Genomic DNA, 15,898 nt, shown 5'->3' on the forward strand with positions numbered 1-15,898 from the left:
GCGATAGAAAAGAAGAAACAAAACAAGAACACGCAGGTTGAGATGATCGAGATTGCAGGCACCCGATATTCGCTGGAAGACCCCATGGTGATGGCCGCCCTGATCGGGGCGGGGGTGGTTCTGCTGATCCTCGTCCTGCTGTTCCTGGCCCTGCGCGCGGCCAACCGCTCGGCCCGGATGGCCGAGCCGCTGGCGCAGCAGCTGGCCTATCTGGGCCAGCATGTGCAGCAGTTGGGGCAGGGGCAGGAACAGCTGCGCGGCGGGTTGCAGCATGTCTCGGACACGCAGGCCAATGCGCAGGTGCAGGTGATCCAGACGGTCGAGGCACGCCTGTCGGCAGTGCAGCAGCACATGAACGACCGGCTGGCCGACAACGCCATGAAATCCGCCCGCGCGCTGGCCGAAATGCAGGAGCGGATGAAGGAAACCCTGCACGGCACCTCGAAACAGACCGCGACCTCGCTGACCCAGCTGCAAGAGCGTCTGGCCGCCATCGACAAGGCGCAGGACAACATCACCAAGCTGTCGGGCGACGTGCTGTCGCTGCAGGACATCCTGTCGAACAAGCAGACCCGCGGCGCCTTCGGCGAGATCCAGTTGAACGACATCGTGTCCAAGGCGCTGCCCTCGGACAGCTATGTGCTGCAGGCGACCCTGTCGAACGGCAAACGCGCCGACTGTTTGATCCGCCTGCCCAACCCGCCGGGGCCCATCGTGATCGACAGCAAGTTCCCGCTGGAAGCCTATGAGGCGCTGGTGGGCGCGGGCAGTGACATGGAGTTGAAGGCGGCGGTGCAGATGTTCCGCAGCACGGTGCGCAAGCACATCACAGACATCTCGACCAAGTACATTTTGGACGGTGAAACCGCCGACGGGGCGCTGATGTTCCTGCCCTCCGAGGCGGTCTATGCCGAACTGCACGCCAAGTTCCCCGAACTGGTGCAGGAGAGTTTCTCGAAACGGGTCTGGATCGTCTCGCCCACCACCTGCATGGCCACGCTGAACACAATGCGTGCCATCCTCAAGGACGCGCGGATGCGCGAACAGGCGGGCGCGATCCGCAAGGAACTGGGTATGCTGCACAAGGATGTCGAGCGTCTGGGCGACCGGGTGGCCAATCTCGACCGGCATTTCGGTCAGGCGGCCAAGGATATCTCGGAAATCAAGATCAGTGCCGAAAAAGCCGGTCGCCGGGCGCAGCGGCTGGACAATTTCGATTTCGAGGAACTGGCCCCCGAAGACCGCGCCAACGTGGTGCCGCTGGGCAAGTCCGAGGGCTGAGGCCTACTGGATTGACAGGTCTAGATTGTAGCCCACGGTCTTGCCGGTATCGCGGTCATTGCCCATCAGGTAGACGCGGATGGTATAATCTCCGTCCTCGGGCAGGTTGATCCGGGCGGTATTGCCGTTGACCGAGCCATTGTAGATCGCGACCCCGTCGCTGCCCGGCGGCAGGATGTTGAGATATATCACGCCGTTGCCGTTGGTGTCGCTGACCTGAAGCTCGGCAAACAGTTCCTGCCCGCCCTTCGCACCCAGCACGTAGTCGAAATATTCATCACCCGTGATGGTGCCGCTGACCATAGAGCCGAAATTTCCGGGCTGGAATTTCACTTCGGCTTTTCTTTGGGCCAAGGCGGGCAAGGCCACAACGGCAATGAACAGGGCTGCCAGAGCTTGTTTCAACATTCTGCATATCCTCCCGGTGTTTCCCGGCTCCAAGCCTAGCACAACCGAGGGACCGTTCAGATTCGCAGGAAGGGCTGCACCAAACGTGGGATCAGGCTGTTGAACTTCAGCGGAGCGTCGGTCACCGCCAGGCAGATGCAATCCTCGGACATGTCGGCCACGGGCGTGTGTTCCAAGTCCTCGTCTGCGATCTCGACGTCACCGCGGGCGAAATGGTCCACCTCGTCGGAAAACGCGCCTTGCAAAACCATGGTCAGCTCCATGCCTTTGTGGCCGTGATCGGGTACCGCAGCACCGGCCGGGATGAACAGCAAGCGTGCGGATGCTTCGTTGCTGGTCGGAAGTACGGCCTGCTTGACGCCCATGCCGATCGGTTTCCAGCGGATGCTGTGCACATCGCCGCCAACGTAATCCTGCAACGGGGCGGGCAGAACACTGCAGGCCGCGCGCTTGGATCTCGACGCGAGCGCGCTCTGCGCGATTAGCGCCATAGTTGCCGCCAGCGAATCCTGGCTCATCGCCACCGTGTCGTCCTGATCTTCCAGCAGATGCCCGCCGACGGCCTCGTAGCTTTCGGCCTGCGCGCGGCAGTGGTCGCACAGCGAGATGTGCGTGGCGACCATCAGGTCAAATGCCTCGGGCAAGGCGCCCGCGGCATAGGCCATCAGCAGATCGTCTGTCAGGTGGTGTTTGATCGCGTTGCTCATCTTTGTCATCTCAGTTCATCGCGTGGCGCAGGCGATCCAGCGCCAGTCGTATTCTCGATTTGATCGTACCCAGAGGCAAACCCGTCTGCGCGGCAATCTCGCGGTGGCTCAGGTCGCCGAAATAGGCTTTCACGATCAGTTCCCTTTGTGCCTCGGGCAGCTCGCGCAGGGCCGTGCGCAACTGCGCCGTTTCCTGCTGCAACGCAACCACGTCAGCCTGTTCGGGCTCCGCCTCGGGGCCCCAGGTCAGTTCTTCCGGTTCGGGACGCCGCTGCTTGCGCAGGGCGTCGATGCGTTTGTTCCGCGCAATCGTGAAGACCCAGGTGGATACCGTCGCCCGCGTCGGGTCGAACAGATGGGCCTTGTGCCACAGCGTCGCCATGACCTCCTGCGCGCACTCCTCGGCCAAACCGGCGTCGGACCCCGAACGGATCAGAAACGCCTTGACCCGAGGGGCAAAGTGCTGGAACAGCTCGGCAAAGGCCGTCTGATCCTGCGCCTCGCGGATACGCTTCACGTGGTCGATCCACGGGCACCGCGCTGCGCCATTCGTTTGTGTTGCGTTCACCGAACTTCCCTTGGTTCGTTTGCTACCGCTGCTGGCGCGCCGCGCCGCGGTTTCTGCCGCGGCACTGTCCAAATCAACGGTGTCGATCTCGGTAAACATAACCGCATTACGACGCTTGGCCCAAGCTGGATCACAGGAAACGAGATTTTTGATCCGAAAACGGATAATTTTCGTACACAAAATGAAAGCCGCACGAAAAACCTTGCGGCCTCAAGCAGTTGAAGACGGCACCAGTTTATGACTTCGATCGAATTCGTCCCCGCCCACACCTATCACGGCAGGAAAGGTGCGATCGAGAACGCCTTTCGCTATTCAGTCGACTATATTCTGCTCGATCCCGAAGTCCGGCCGCGGACGCCGCTTCTTTTCTCGGTGGACCGCGCCAACCTCACCAATTGGCGCATCCGCGACCACGGTGGCCTGCCAGGGCGGGGCAGTGGGGCCGTCTGGCTACGCGCGCGCCTTCAGGAAATGGACATTCCGCAGCCCGCCCGGATCGCCCTGCTGACGCAACCCAGAGTCTTCGGCCATGTGTTCAACCCGGTCAGTTTCTGGTTCTGCCTCGATGATGCGGACCAACCCTATGCAGTCGTGGCCGAGGTCACGAATACCCACGGCACGCGCCACAGCTATGTCTGCCACAAGCCCGGATTTGCACCGATCGGGCCATCGGATCGCATCCGTGCAGAGAAGCTCATGCATGTGTCCCCGTTCCAGAAGATCGAGGGGACATATACCTTCCGCTTCGATTTCCGGTCCGACCGGGTTGGCGTTTGGATCGACTATGGGCGCGACGGGGGCGGACTGATCGCCACGCTTACCGGCCCGCGCCGGGCGCTCACCGACCGGGCGATCCTGTGGTCGTTGCTGCGGCGGCCATTCGGGGCCCGGCGTGCGGTCTTTCTGATTCACTGGCAGGCGCTCAGGCTGTGGGTCAGGAAAGCGCCCTTCCTGCCGTTCCGCACCGCGCCGGTGCCGGCCGACCCCGTGTCGCGGTCGCACGAGTGACCGGCGCAATTTGCGCAAGATCAAGGACGACGCCCGGTGCGGATGGTTCAGATGGGGGGCAAAAGCGGACAGAGGAGTTGACACCGATGCTGGAAATCTCGCCCAGAAAAGTGGCTCAGGTTGCCCTGATGGGGCGCGAACTGCACCGGGCCGAAGGCGAATTGCGCGCCTTCATCGACCGGATGAGCGAGGACGAGCAGGCCGAGCTTGTCGCGATCATGTGGATCGGTCGCGAAAGCTTTTTCCCCGAGGACCTGGCCGAGGCGATCGCAACCGCGCGGGCCGAGGCCTCGACCCCCTGCGCCGACTATCTGATCGGTACGCCGCATATGTCTGACCACCTGGAAAATGGATTGGACGCACTTGGAATCTCGGCCGAGGATGTGGAAAACGATCTGATGTGAACCGCTGTCGCCACGGACACGCGCATTTGGTATGGTGAGCTAGGTCCCTGGTTTTTGATGAGGCGGCGTGGTGGAGAGGCGGCACATTTCGAGTCAAGCGACTCTGTTGCAAGTTCTGGCATTCCTGTGCGCCTTTTTCGCCCTGAACAGCCCGGCGCGGGCTTGCACGGTATGCGTGACGCTGCCCGAGCATTCGCTGGCCGACCGTTTGATGATGGCGCAATTCGTGGTTCTGGCCGCACCGACAGCAGACAACCCGTTCCGATACGTGCCCGTCGAGGTGTTGAAGGGCAACAGCAAAGACTTGGCGGTTTTGCCCGAAATCCCATTTTTGGTCGATAGCGTGACGCGGGCGGCGGTGCGAGCGGATCCGGATCGTTCGGTATTGATGATGTACGGCCCCGACAGTCGTGACCGGGCCGGGCGCGCTTTGGTGCATGGCTGGACCAAAGGCTTCTTGATGACGCCCGCGCGGAAAGACTTTGTGGCGTTGGTACTTGCACAGGGGCCGGGCTGGAGCATTGGTGGATCCGCCTCGGCTGAGCGGGTCGCATTTTTTGCAGGTTTTCTTCAGGATGATGATCGCCTGTTGCGCAATACCGCCCTGATTGAATTGCACCGCGCACCTTACGATATCGTGCGCGGGCATCGCGACAGCGCTTCTACCCGGCAGCTGTTGCATGACCTGCGCAATCTGAACCGAATTGCCTATGCACCTGCCTCCATTCGTATGCTGGGTTTGCAATCCGACGACGCGGCCTTGGCTGCTGTAAGGTCCGTCTATCCGGGCGCGTTGGAAACCGGTGGTCTCAACCTGCGGGATTGGGCGCTTGCGGCAATCGAGGTGGATGGCGCAGTCGCGCTTGTCGAGATCGCACAGTCGCTTCGTTCTCCTGTAGCGGCCAGTGAAGACGCACGAGCATTGGTTCGCGCCCTCGTCGATGCTGGCAACGCGTTGCCAGCACATCGCGCGGCCATCGTAGCAATCTTTGCCGAAGTTTTGGAAACAGACACCGGAAACGCGGCGCGTATTGCATTTGCTGTCCGCGATTGGGGCGACGAGACGCTGGTGCCTCGATTGCGCAAGCTGCTGTTTGATCCGGAAACCGATCCCGCCACGGCTTTTGCCCTGCGCGCGACCTTGCCAGCAGGCCAATGACACGCTTCACCTTTCGTTTCGGCAAAGGATTAACTCGGCTTAATGGGTCGGTCCGGAACCGTTAACGTAGGCCTCCTTTATCTAGTGTCAGTGCTGCATCGCAGCTCAGTTTTCAGGAGGACACGACAATGGCAACCGCACGAACAGAAAAGCTTCAATCCAGCCTGATTAGGGGCATATTCGCCAAATACACGGATGCCAGAGTTGAACGATCCCGCCGCCGTATCCTGGCAAAAACCGTGCGCGATCTCGAGCGGCTCAGCCATGATCGGCTGAAGGACATCGGTGTCGATCGAACGGAGATCAATCGCCGCGCATACCAGAGCGTTTATCGCAACGCACCATATCGGCAGTCGCGCTGACTGACGCCCAGCCCATGCAACCATCCGGGGAGGAAGGGAAAATGTTTGACCGCGTCATACCGACCAGCCGACATGAGCCGACCGCCAGCGCTTTGTTATTGTTTGACAGAGCCATGCGCATTCACGCGATCAAGGGCGATATCGTAAGTGCCGCTCAGCATTTGAATACGTTGAGCGATCATCATCTGTCCGAGTTGGGGATCAACCGCAGCGATCTTGAGGAAACGATCGAGCGCTACATCTGACGCCCTAGGCGACGATCGGACAGTCTTGTCCAGCCGGAAAAAAAAGCCATTCCGGTGCGTCCGGAATGGCTTTTTGGTTGGTTCAGGCCAGGTGGTCGACCTCCTGCAGGTGCTGCGCCAGCTTGTCGATCTCGGCCATCCAGGCCTGGACCAGTTTCGGGTCGCTGGGGGCGGCGTGGACTCCGGCGGGGATGGCGCGGTTCAAAACCGCCTCGACCGCGAGCGAGACCGGGATTGAGACGAGGCGGGCCATGGCGCTGCCGCGCGCGTCGCCCCAGGCGTCCATCACGTAGGTCTTGTGCCAGACCGGCCTGCCGTCCTTCTCGGCCTTCAGGCCGACGCAGAGCACAACGCGGTCGGGCTCGCCCTCTTCATAGGCGTTCTCGGCCCAGAACTGGTCGGACATTTCCTTGAGCCGCGCTTCGCCCTCGGGGCCTTCCAGCGTTTCGATTTCGCGGAACACGTCCGACCACGCATCCGACCAGCCGTTCAGCCGAAGGGTGCCGCGGACGAATTCCTTTACCGGCCAGTGCTCCTCGAAATGGTACTGCTGCATGAAGGGGATCGAGTCGCGGTTCGGATAGACCTCGAAACTTTCGGGCGTAGGCAACGGCGCGACATAGGTGCTGATCGCGTCCCAGGGCCGGGCCACGTCCAGCGGAGCATAGTCGCGGATCGACCGCGAGGGCGAGCGCAGCGCCTTGAGCACGCCCAAGGGCGACCAGCTGAACTTGTAGCGGAACGGGTTGGGGTTCTTGGGGATGCCGCCGCAATAGGAAATGAAGCTCAGGTGATTTTCCGGATCGAAGGCGTCGGAGGCGCGGTAATCGTCGACCAGCGCATGGGCCATCAGGTGGTCGATGCCCGGATCCAGCCCGACCTCATTGACCAGTGCGACGCCGGCCTCGCGGGCCTTGTCGTCGAGCGCGCGCATTTCGGGCGCGATGTAGGAGGACGAGACAAAATGCGCGCCCTTCTCGATCGCCAGTTCTGCCAGCGGCACGTGCCAGTCGCCCGGCAGCATCGAGACGATCACGTCGCCCTTTTCCAGCACCGCGCCCAAGGCGTCTATGTCGAAGGCCCGGATGTCGTCGGTCAGGTCGCCGACCTCGGCGCGGGCCTTTTCGACGGTCCGGTTCCAGACGGTCACTTTGTGGCCGGCCTCGATCAGGCGTCGCAGACCGGGAATGGCCGACAGGCCGGTGCCGCACCAATGAATCGTCATGGCTCAGATCCCCTTCATGTGAGTTTCGAATGTCGCCTTGGCCCGGCCCCACACCCCGTTTTCGATGTCGGTCAGCGCAAGCAGCGAGGGCAGAAGCTGCGCGGCGTAGTCTTCCGAGCTTTCGACAGGCAGCATCGAGGGCAGGTTGTCGATGGCCATCACGTCCAGCACCGGGTCGGTGGCCACGCGCAGGGCGGGTTCTTCCCAAGTGGTGGCGCGGTCATAGACCGGCACCGGGTTGTAGTCGCTGTCGGGGTCGCAGGCCACGTCGCCGATGGCGGTCAGCTGGCGCGGGGCACTCAGCGCCTCGCGCGGAACGAAAACCGGGGTGCCGGGCCGCGCGAAGATGCAGTTGAGGAAGATGTCGTGTTCGAGGATTTCGGGGAACGGCCCGCCATGGGCGGTTTCCGCCATGTCCCATTTCGTCACCTCGACCCCCATTGCCTCGCACAGGTCGGACGCGCCGGTGCCGACCCTTCCCAGCGCGCCGATCACGATGGCGCGGGGGCGGGGCGCGCCGGTGGCGTCCAGCTCGGCCAGCAGCTCGGCGTTCAGCGCGTCCTTGCCGGAATAGACACCGACGAGGCCGCAGATCTCGCCGCGCTGCTGCGCCGCCCAGGTCTTGAGCGTCACCGCCGCGCCGGCATACCCGGCCCAATAGCCGAAGGCCGCGACGCGCCGCCCGGTCTCGTCCACGAGGTATTCCAGGTCATATAGCGTACCGCCGCCGGCCTTGAATCGCTCCAACAGCTTTCGGCCCGAATGCTGGCCCTTGAAGGCATGACCGAACATGATGTGGCGATGCGGCAGGGGCGTGCCGTCCTCGGGCAATTCCTTGAGGCCGAAGATGATCGCATCCAGCGGCGCCTCCGGCCAAGAGTTTTCCGGCGCAATCTCGCAGCCCGCCGCGCGGTAGCCGTCGATCGGGATGGCGCGGACATGGCTTTCCTCGACCGTCACGCGGATGCCGGCGTCGATCAGTTGCGCCGCACCCTCGGGCGTCAGCCCCACCCGTTCCTCGTTCGGGCGCTGTTCGGCCCGGACCCAGAGATGTGTCATCTGTTCTTCCTGTTATCCCAGCATCCCGGCGGCTCGAACCGCCCTGACGGATGCGCGTGCCTCCATCGCGTCGCGAAACGCGACGATCTTGGGAAAGGCCGAAACATCGACCCCATCCCCCTCGAGCCAGCTGCACACCACGTAAAGATACGGGTCGGCAAGGCTGAACCTTTCGCCCAGCACGAACGGGCCGCGCAGGCCGTTCGTCTCGACATACTTGCAGGATGCGGTCATGGTCTGGGCCACCTTGGCCGCCATGTCCTTCCAGCTGGAATTCCTGTCGGCCCAGCGGTGCCCACGCATCTTGTGCGCATGGTTCACATGCATGGTCGAGGCCAGGTAATACATCACCTCACGCATCCGCGCCGCCTGCAGCGGGTCGTCGGGGACAAGCCCGGCCTCGGGGGCCTTGGCGGCAATGAATTCCATCAAGGCGCCGGTTTCGGTCAGAATGCCGCCCTCGACCACCAGCGCGGGCACGCGCCCCTTGGGGTTGATCTGCCTGTAGGCCGCCGTCGTCTGCTCGCCCGAAGCGAAGTCCAGTCGGACCGGCTGATAGTCCAGCGCTGCCTCTTCCAAGGTGATGGCGGTCGCAACCGATATGGTGTTGGGCGCATAGTACAGCTGCATCGGCGGCTCCGTCGGGTTGGGCGGTTACAGATGCGTCTGGGCGAACTGCCGGTCGGGCGCTTCCAGATGCGGGACCGCGTTGAACAGAACGGGGCTCAGATCGGCCCCGATCGGGTGCAGACGATGCAACGACGTGTTCATGATGGCAAGGGCCACCCGCGCCATCGCCGGAATGTCCAGCCCCATCGCCTGCCGCACCACCATCGAGATCAACCCGCCCGAGGTCACCACGATGGCCGGCCCGTCCCCGGCGTGAATCTCTCGCAGAGCGTCCGAGACGCGGGTTTCGAACTGTTCGAAGGTTTCCGGCGCATCTTTGATATCGCCCCGCGCCCAGGCCTCGAAGGTCTGCGGCAGGTGCCGGACAAAGCCCTCGCGGTCGGTCGGGATCGCTACGCCGTGCTGTTCCTCGAACAGTTTGGCTAGGGTGAAATACTCGATTTCGTTCAGGCGCGGGTCACGGACCGGATCCGGCAAGCCCATGCTGGCCGCCGTTTCCAGGTGGCGGGTCAAGGTGCCGCAGAACACGCGCGGGTAATGCGCCCGCGTGTCTTGCAGATAGGCACCCAGCCACCGTGCCTGCTGATGGCCCAGCGGGCTGAGCTTGTCGTAGTTGACCTCATCGCGCGCGGCGGTGTTGGCCTGTCCGTGGCGAACCAATGTGATGTATGACATGTGCGTCCCTCTTGCTGCGAAGTCTTAGGGCAGGTTTCCGCAAGGGGCCAGAGGCGTTCGACCGGCAGGGCCGTAAATCTCGCGATCACGACACAGGCGGCCCGGATCAATTCGCGTGTTGCTTAACGGAAAAAAGTTTCCTATAGGAACATTGGCTGCCGTATGCGGCCGTATACCTCTTGTCTTGCATCGCGATTTGGGCCGCAATGACCGCCACCCGATTGACGCCACCGCTGATCCGGTCTCACCCGCAGGAATGGGGGTCATGCATCGCGGTTATTGGGCTAGGATGGGATCGAGTCGAGACCGCCTTCCCTTCCGGTGTGACACAGCCCCTGCGGTCTTATCCAAGGAAAGGTCATTGAAATGACAGACACGCTCCGCCGCACGCCGCTGCACGCTCTTCATGTCGAACTGGGTGGCAAGCTGGTTGACTTTGCAGGCTGGGAGATGCCCGTTCAGTATCCTTTGGGGATCATGGGCGAGCACAAGCAATGCCGCGAGAAGGCGGCGCTGTTTGACGTGAGCCACATGGGCCAGGTGATCCTGCGGGGTGAGAATGTGGGCGAGAAGCTCGAGGCATTGTGCCCGCAGGCTTTTGCGACACTGCCCGAGGGCAAGGCGCGCTATGGGTTCTTCACCAACGAAGACGGCGGGATCATGGACGACCTGATCGTGTCGAACGCGGGCGATCATTTCTTCGTGGTGGTGAACGCGGCGCTGCGCGATCAGGACATTCCGCACATGCGCGCGCATCTGGACGGGGTCGAGGTGATCGAGATCTTCGACCGCGCGCTGGTGGCGGTTCAGGGCCCGAAAGCCGAGGACGTGGTGGGCGCACTGTGCCCGGCCGCCCGCGATCTGAAGTTCATGGAAACCACCGTGGCCCCGATCAACGGCGTCGAATGCCGGATCTCGCGGCTGGGCTACACGGGCGAGGACGGCTACGAGATCTCGATCCCCGAGGACAAGGCGATCGAGATCACCCGCGCCCTGCTGGCGCATGAGGATTGCGAGCCGGCGGGCCTGGGCGCGCGCGACAGCCTGCGGCTGGAGGCGGGGCTGTGCCTTTACGGCAATGACATCGACCAGAGCACCTCGGCGATCGAGGCCAACCTGGCCTGGGCGATCCAGAAGCGGCGCAAGGAAGAGGGCGGCTTTCCCGGCGCGGCACGCATCCAGAAAGAGCTGGCCGCCGGCCCCACGCGCAAGCTGGTTGGGATCAAGCCCGACGGCCGCGCCCCGGCGCGACAGGGGGTCGAGGTGCAGGATCTTCAGGGCAACACGATCGGTCAGATCACCTCGGGCGGGTTCGGCCCGACGGTCGGCGGTCCGGTTGCGATGGGCTATGTCGCCGCTGGCCACTCCGAGCCGGGCGAACAGGTGAGCCTGATCATCCGGGGCAAGGCGCAGCCGGCGCGGATCGTGGCGCTGCCCTTCGTCAAACAGAATTACAAGCGTTGAAGTCAGGAGAGAGACATCATGGCAACCTATTATTCCGAAGAACATGAATGGCTGACGGTCGAGGGCGACACGGCCACGCTGGGCATCACCAAGCACGCGGCCGAGCAGCTGGGCGAGGTGGTCTTCGTCGAGCAGCAGGAGGTGGGTGAAGAGTTCGAGAAGGACGGCGAGATCGGGGTGATCGAATCCGTCAAGGCGGCCTCCGAGATCTATGCCCCGGTCGATGGCGAGATCCTCGAGGTGAACGAAGCGCTGGCCGACAACCCGGGCGCGCTGAACGAGGATCCCGAGGGCGAAGCGTGGATCTACAAGATCAAGATCACCGATGCCGCGCAGCTGGAAGATCTGATGGACGAGGCCGCCTACAAGACGTTCATCGGGTAAACCCGACCGGAGTCCCGGCATGGGGCTCCATCATTTTTTATATACCGCCGAATTTGGGCTCCGCCCTTCATCTGGCAAGAAATATCCCCGCCGGAGGCTCCCGCAGTCTCCGCCGGGCCTGACCTATCCATGGGAGCGCTGCAATGGCCTTCAAACTGACCGACTACGAAGCCTATGACTTTGCCAACCGCCGCCATATCGGTCCCAGCCCGACCGAGATGCGCGACATGCTCAAGGTAATCGGCTTCAAGACGCTGGACGATCTGATCGACGCCACCGTCCCCCCGGCGATCCGGCAGAAAGACCCGCTGGACTGGGGTCCGGCGATGACGGAACGCGACGCGCTCTATCACATGAAAAAAGTGGCGGGTAAGAACAAGGTTCTGACCTCGCTGATCGGTCAGGGCTATTACGGCACCACCACGCCTGCGCCGATCCTGCGCAACATCCTGGAAAACCCGGCCTGGTACACCGCTTATACGCCCTATCAGCCCGAGATCAGCCAGGGCCGGCTCGAGGCGCTGTTGAACTTCCAGACCATGGTCAGCGACCTGACCGGGCTGGACGTGGCCAACGCCTCGCTGTTGGACGAGGCGACCGCAGCGGCCGAGGCGATGGCGATGGCCAAGCGCGGGGGCCGGTCCAAGGCCAACAACGCGGCCTTCTTCGTTGACCGCAACTGCCACCCGCAGACCATCGCGGTGATCAAGACCCGGGCCGAGCCCCTGGGCATCGACGTCAAGGTAGCCGATCCCGACGAACTGGATCCCGGCGCGGTCTTTGGCGCGATCTTCCAGTATCCGGGCACCTATGGCCACGTGCGCGACTTCACCAAGGAGATTGCGGCGCTGCATGAACACAACGCGATCGCCATCGTCGCCGCCGACATCCTGTCGCTGGCGCTGCTGAAATCCCCGGGCGAAATGGGCGCCGATATCGCCGTGGGCTCGACCCAGCGCTTCGGCGTGCCGATGGGCTATGGCGGCCCGCACGCCGCCTACATGGCCACCACCGACAAACTCAAGCGCGCGATGCCGGGCCGGATCATCGGCGTCAGCATCGATAGCCGCGGCAACAAGGCCTATCGCCTGGCGCTGCAGACCCGCGAACAGCACATCCGCCGCGAGAAGGCCAATTCGAACGTCTGCACCGCGCAGGCGCTGCTGGCGGTGATCGCCTCGATGTATGCCGTGTACCACGGCCCCGACGGGATCAAGGCGATCGCGCAGTCGGTGCACCGCAAGACCTCGCGCCTCGCGGCCGGGCTGGAAGAGCACGGCTTCAAGGTCGAACCCGAGGTGTTCTTCGACACCATCACCGTCGAGGTCGGCCCGCTGCAGAAGACCGTCATGGAGGCGGCCGTGGCGCGCGGCGTCAACCTCCGCAAGGTGGGCGAGACCCGCGTCGGCATCAGCCTCGACGAACAGACCCGGTCCGAGACGATCGAGGCCGTCTGGGGTGCCTTTGGCATCGACAAGAAGGACGACAGCTCGAACAAGCAGTACCGCCTGCCGGACTATGCGCTGCGCGAGACGCCCTACCTGACCCACCCGATCTTTCACAAGAACCGGGCCGAGGCCGAGATGACCCGCTACATGCGCCGTCTGGCCGACCGCGACCTGGCGCTGGACCGGGCGATGATCCCGCTGGGCAGCTGCACCATGAAGCTGAACGCGACGATCGAGATGATCCCGGTCACTTGGCCCGAGTTCGCCAATATGCACCCGTTCGTTCCGGAAGATCAGGCGCAGGGCTATCACGAGATGATCGCCGATCTGAACGACAAGCTGTGCCAGATCACCGGCTATGACGCGATCAGCCAGCAGCCCAACTCGGGCGCGCAAGGCGAATATGCGGGCCTGCTGACGATCCGCAACTATCACATCGCCAACGGGCAGGGGCACCGCAATGTCTGCCTGATCCCGACCTCGGCGCATGGTACCAACCCGGCCTCGGCCCAGATGGTCGGCTGGCAGGTGGTGCCGGTGAAGGCGGACGCGAAGGGCAACATCGACCTGACCGACTTCCGCGAGAAGGCCGAGAAGCACTCGGAAAACCTGGCCGGCTGCATGATCACCTATCCCTCGACCCACGGCGTGTTCGAGGAAACCGTGCAGGAAGTCTGTCAGATCACCCATGACCACGGCGGGCAGGTCTATATCGACGGGGCCAACATGAACGCCATGGTGGGCCTGTCGCGCCCCGGCGACATCGGCGGCGACGTCAGCCACCTGAACCTGCACAAGACCTTCTGCATCCCGCATGGCGGGGGCGGCCCCGGCATGGGCCCGATCGGCGTCAAGGCGCATCTGGAGCCCTACCTGCCGGGCCACCCGGAATACGGCACCGCCGTGGGGCCGGTCTCGGCGGCGCCCTTCGGCTCGCCCTCGATCCTGCCGGTCAGCTGGGCCTATGTGCTGCTGATGGGCGGCGCGGGTCTGACCCAGGCGACCAAGGTTGCGATCCTGAACGCCAACTACATCGCCGCGCGTCTGCAGGAGGCCTATCCGATCCTATACACCTCCGAGTCCGGCCGGGTGGCGCATGAATGCATCCTCGACACCCGCCCGCTGGCCGAGGCCGGCAACATCACTGTCGATGACGTGGCCAAGCGGCTGATCGACAGCGGCTTCCACGCGCCGACCATGTCCTGGCCGGTGGCCGGCACGCTGATGGTCGAACCGACGGAATCGGAACCCAAGGACGAGCTGGACCGCTTCTGCGACGCCATGCTGTCGATCCGCGCCGAGGCGCAGGACGTGATCGACGGCAAGATCGACCCCGAGAACAACCCGCTGAAGAACGCCCCCCACACGGTGCGCGACCTGGTGGGCGAGTGGGACCGACCCTACACCCGCGAACAGGCCTGCTTCCCGCCGGGGTCGATGGGCGTCGACAAATACTGGTCGCCTGTCAACCGTGTCGACAACGCGTACGGGGACCGGAACCTTGTCTGCACATGCCCGCCCATGGAAGCGTACGAGGAAGCCGCCGAATAAAAAACCTGAAACCCCCGCCCGATCCGGCGGGGGTTTTTCCTAGGGCTTGAAGTCCGCGGGCACGCCAAAGGGCGGCGCGTCCACGCTCATCCCGGTCAGGGCGTGCAGGAACACCACCAGTTGCGCGATCTCATCGTCGCTCAGAGCAACTGGCGTGATGTCGACCTTGGCGCGTTGGCGCGCCATCTCGAACCGGTCCTGCCAGACGATGAAATCGGTCTGTTCCAGCCACGGCGCCTTGGGCAGCGCGGCCTGATCGGTTGTCCAGCGCGACAGGCTGGTTGCCGGGTTCAGGTGATGGCGGATGATCCCTTCGAGGTCGGGAAAGGCGCCGTTGTGGCCATAGGGTGCGGTCAGCGCCACGTTGCGCAGCATGGGCGTGCGGAACCGGTAGGCGTCCTCCAGCCGGTCGCTTTCGCCCATGCGGCCCACGTCGCGGGCATAGGCGTCCCATTGCCGGGTGCGGCCCGGGCCGAATGGCGGCAGGGCCAGCGCGTGGAATTTCTGATCCGACAGCAGCGGCCCCGAATGGCAGGTGGCGCACCGCGCCTTGCCGTAGAACAGCCGCATCCCGGCCTTCTGATCGGGGGTCAGGGCGGTCTCGTCTCCGGCCAGGTACTGGTCGAACGGGCTGTCGGTGCTGCGCCATTCGATGGCCATGAAAGCGGCCAGAGCGTTGGCGACATGGGTGATGGTTATGTCCTCGGTGCTGTCCACGTCGTCAAAGGCGGCCACCATCGCCGGGCCGTATTTGGGGTCGGTCCGCACCCGCTTGGCCAGAATCGGCCAGCCCTTGTCGATCCGGTCATGCACGGCGCCGGTGACCTCGTTCTCGGCCACGTTCCCGGCCATTTCGAACTGAGCGGTCAGCGGAAACAGCGCCTGCGCGGCCAGCAGCGAGTTCAGCCCTTCGGGCAGCCATTCCTGCGCGGGCGAGTTGAACCCGTTGCCATAGACGTCCGACAGGCTGAGCCGCCCGTCATGGAACATCGTGTGGATGTCGCGCGCGCCCAGGTTCCATAGGCCCGGCGCGTTGCGCGGGATGCGTTTGCGGATGCGGTCCGCCCCGGTGCCGGGTGTGCGGTCGGGGCCAAGACCCTCGCCGCCCTCGCCGATGCCAAGCGACAGGCCGTCGGAGGTGCCGAAATCGGGGTGGTGGCAATGGGCGCAGCTGATGTTGCGGTTGCCAGACAGGATCGGGTCATAAAATAGCTGATGACCGATCGCGGCCTGTTCCCTATCAAAGAACAGAAAGTCGTCATCGGTCAGTGGCGCGGGCAGGTCCTGCGCCCAGGCCGCCCCGCAAAACAGGAGACCCAC

General features: G+C 63.6%; 17 protein-coding genes. 9 read left to right on the forward strand and 8 right to left on the reverse strand.

The annotated features are described in order from the left end of the window. The first annotated feature begins 42 nt into the window (after positions 1-42). A complete protein-coding gene (locus AC2FM3_RS08545; RefSeq protein ID WP_496680618.1) occupies positions 43-1,281 on the forward strand; it encodes a DNA recombination protein RmuC in 1,239 nt (412 codons plus the stop codon). A 3-nt stretch (positions 1,282-1,284) separates the two neighbouring features. On the opposite strand, the gene AC2FM3_RS08550 is transcribed toward AC2FM3_RS08545, so the two are convergent. Genes AC2FM3_RS08550 through AC2FM3_RS08560 form a run of 3 tightly spaced genes read right to left on the reverse strand, consistent with a single transcriptional unit; the run spans position 1,285 to position 3,063 of the window. Next, positions 1,285-1,689 (reverse strand): hypothetical protein, encoded by a 405-nt coding sequence (locus AC2FM3_RS08550; protein WP_496680620.1) that lies wholly within the window; start codon positions 1,687-1,689, stop codon positions 1,285-1,287. Between the two features lie 56 nt (positions 1,690-1,745). Next, positions 1,746-2,396, reverse strand: a complete 651-nt coding sequence (locus AC2FM3_RS08555; protein ID WP_496680622.1) for a ChrR family anti-sigma-E factor — start codon at positions 2,394-2,396, stop codon at positions 1,746-1,748. A gap of 10 nt (positions 2,397-2,406) precedes the next feature. Then, entirely contained in the window at positions 2,407-3,063 is a 657-nt protein-coding gene (locus AC2FM3_RS08560) for a sigma-70 family RNA polymerase sigma factor (protein WP_496680623.1), read from the reverse strand. A 138-nt stretch (positions 3,064-3,201) separates the two neighbouring features. Here AC2FM3_RS08560 and AC2FM3_RS08565 point away from each other — a divergent pair, with 138 nt between their 5' ends. From AC2FM3_RS08565 to AC2FM3_RS08585, 5 genes are all read left to right on the forward strand, one after another. Then, complete coding sequence (locus AC2FM3_RS08565) at positions 3,202-3,972, forward strand: DUF1365 domain-containing protein (RefSeq protein WP_496680626.1); 771 nt, start codon at positions 3,202-3,204, stop codon at positions 3,970-3,972. Positions 3,973-4,058: 86 nt separating this feature from the next. Beyond that, complete coding sequence (locus tag AC2FM3_RS08570; protein WP_496680628.1) at positions 4,059-4,376, forward strand: DUF3775 domain-containing protein; 318 nt, start codon at positions 4,059-4,061, stop codon at positions 4,374-4,376. A 106-nt stretch (positions 4,377-4,482) separates the two neighbouring features. Continuing rightward, positions 4,483-5,535 carry a hypothetical protein gene (locus AC2FM3_RS08575; RefSeq protein WP_496680631.1) on the forward strand — a complete coding sequence of 351 codons (1,053 nt, stop codon included), beginning with the start codon at positions 4,483-4,485 and terminating at the stop codon, positions 5,533-5,535. 128 nt (positions 5,536-5,663) lie between these two features. Beyond that, positions 5,664-5,897, forward strand: a complete 234-nt coding sequence (locus AC2FM3_RS08580; RefSeq protein ID WP_496680633.1) for a hypothetical protein — start codon at positions 5,664-5,666, stop codon at positions 5,895-5,897. A 41-nt stretch (positions 5,898-5,938) separates the two neighbouring features. Then, complete coding sequence (locus AC2FM3_RS08585) at positions 5,939-6,142, forward strand: hypothetical protein (protein WP_496680635.1); 204 nt, start codon at positions 5,939-5,941, stop codon at positions 6,140-6,142. Positions 6,143-6,224: 82 nt separating this feature from the next. Here AC2FM3_RS08585 and AC2FM3_RS08590 read toward each other — a convergent pair whose 3' ends face one another. The 4 genes from AC2FM3_RS08590 to AC2FM3_RS08605 are packed head-to-tail and all read right to left on the reverse strand — an operon-like array spanning position 6,225 to position 9,731. Further along, positions 6,225-7,367 carry a saccharopine dehydrogenase family protein gene (locus AC2FM3_RS08590; RefSeq protein ID WP_496680637.1) on the reverse strand — a complete coding sequence of 381 codons (1,143 nt, stop codon included), beginning with the start codon at positions 7,365-7,367 and terminating at the stop codon, positions 6,225-6,227. Between the two features lie 3 nt (positions 7,368-7,370). Beyond that, positions 7,371-8,426, reverse strand: a complete 1,056-nt coding sequence (locus tag AC2FM3_RS08595; RefSeq protein WP_496680639.1) for a saccharopine dehydrogenase — start codon at positions 8,424-8,426, stop codon at positions 7,371-7,373. Between the two features lie 12 nt (positions 8,427-8,438). Then, positions 8,439-9,056, reverse strand: coding sequence for a glutathione S-transferase family protein (locus AC2FM3_RS08600; RefSeq protein WP_496680641.1), 618 nt, complete (start codon positions 9,054-9,056; stop codon positions 8,439-8,441). A 24-nt stretch (positions 9,057-9,080) separates the two neighbouring features. Beyond that, positions 9,081-9,731 (reverse strand): histidine phosphatase family protein, encoded by a 651-nt coding sequence (locus tag AC2FM3_RS08605; protein WP_496680644.1) that lies wholly within the window; start codon positions 9,729-9,731, stop codon positions 9,081-9,083. A gap of 366 nt (positions 9,732-10,097) precedes the next feature. On the opposite strand from AC2FM3_RS08605, the gene gcvT reads away from it, so the two are divergent. From gcvT to gcvP, 3 genes are all read left to right on the forward strand, one after another. Continuing rightward, the gene (gene gcvT, locus AC2FM3_RS08610) at positions 10,098-11,195 is read left to right on the forward strand and encodes a glycine cleavage system aminomethyltransferase GcvT (RefSeq protein WP_496680646.1); all 1,098 of its coding nucleotides are present in this window, start codon (positions 10,098-10,100) and stop codon (positions 11,193-11,195) included. 18 nt (positions 11,196-11,213) lie between these two features. Continuing rightward, entirely contained in the window at positions 11,214-11,579 is a 366-nt protein-coding gene (gene gcvH / locus AC2FM3_RS08615) for a glycine cleavage system protein GcvH (protein ID WP_496680648.1), read from the forward strand. A 143-nt stretch (positions 11,580-11,722) separates the two neighbouring features. Then, positions 11,723-14,578, forward strand: coding sequence for an aminomethyl-transferring glycine dehydrogenase (gene gcvP, locus AC2FM3_RS08620; protein WP_496680650.1), 2,856 nt, complete (start codon positions 11,723-11,725; stop codon positions 14,576-14,578). A 39-nt stretch (positions 14,579-14,617) separates the two neighbouring features. On the opposite strand, the gene AC2FM3_RS08625 is transcribed toward gcvP, so the two are convergent. Further along, positions 14,618-15,898 (reverse strand): cytochrome-c peroxidase, encoded by a 1,281-nt coding sequence (locus AC2FM3_RS08625; RefSeq protein ID WP_496680652.1) that lies wholly within the window; start codon positions 15,896-15,898, stop codon positions 14,618-14,620.

The organism is Ruegeria sp. BHSB172 (assembly GCF_059613165.1).

Excerpts from the sequence above, each read along its gene's own strand:
- AC2FM3_RS08580 (WP_496680633.1), top strand. The coding sequence starts at position 5,664 with ATGGCAACCGCACGAACAGAAAAGCTTCAATCCAGCCTGATTAGGGGC.
- AC2FM3_RS08590 (WP_496680637.1), bottom strand. The coding sequence starts at position 7,367 with ATGACGATTCATTGGTGCGGCACCGGCCTGTCGGCCATTCCCGGTCTG.
- AC2FM3_RS08605 (WP_496680644.1), bottom strand. The coding sequence starts at position 9,731 with ATGTCATACATCACATTGGTTCGCCACGGACAGGCCAACACCGCCGCG.
- AC2FM3_RS08555 (WP_496680622.1), bottom strand. The coding sequence starts at position 2,396 with ATGAGCAACGCGATCAAACACCACCTGACAGACGATCTGCTGATGGCC.
- AC2FM3_RS08585 (WP_496680635.1), top strand. The coding sequence starts at position 5,939 with ATGTTTGACCGCGTCATACCGACCAGCCGACATGAGCCGACCGCCAGC.
- gcvH (WP_496680648.1), top strand. The coding sequence starts at position 11,214 with ATGGCAACCTATTATTCCGAAGAACATGAATGGCTGACGGTCGAGGGC.
- AC2FM3_RS08550 (WP_496680620.1), bottom strand. The coding sequence starts at position 1,689 with ATGTTGAAACAAGCTCTGGCAGCCCTGTTCATTGCCGTTGTGGCCTTG.
- AC2FM3_RS08570 (WP_496680628.1), top strand. The coding sequence starts at position 4,059 with ATGCTGGAAATCTCGCCCAGAAAAGTGGCTCAGGTTGCCCTGATGGGG.
- gcvP (WP_496680650.1), top strand. The coding sequence starts at position 11,723 with ATGGCCTTCAAACTGACCGACTACGAAGCCTATGACTTTGCCAACCGC.
- AC2FM3_RS08545 (WP_496680618.1), top strand. The coding sequence starts at position 43 with ATGATCGAGATTGCAGGCACCCGATATTCGCTGGAAGACCCCATGGTG.
- gcvT (WP_496680646.1), top strand. The coding sequence starts at position 10,098 with ATGACAGACACGCTCCGCCGCACGCCGCTGCACGCTCTTCATGTCGAA.
- AC2FM3_RS08595 (WP_496680639.1), bottom strand. The coding sequence starts at position 8,426 with ATGACACATCTCTGGGTCCGGGCCGAACAGCGCCCGAACGAGGAACGG.
- AC2FM3_RS08600 (WP_496680641.1), bottom strand. The coding sequence starts at position 9,056 with ATGCAGCTGTACTATGCGCCCAACACCATATCGGTTGCGACCGCCATC.
- AC2FM3_RS08560 (WP_496680623.1), bottom strand. The coding sequence starts at position 3,063 with ATGTTTACCGAGATCGACACCGTTGATTTGGACAGTGCCGCGGCAGAA.
- AC2FM3_RS08565 (WP_496680626.1), top strand. The coding sequence starts at position 3,202 with ATGACTTCGATCGAATTCGTCCCCGCCCACACCTATCACGGCAGGAAA.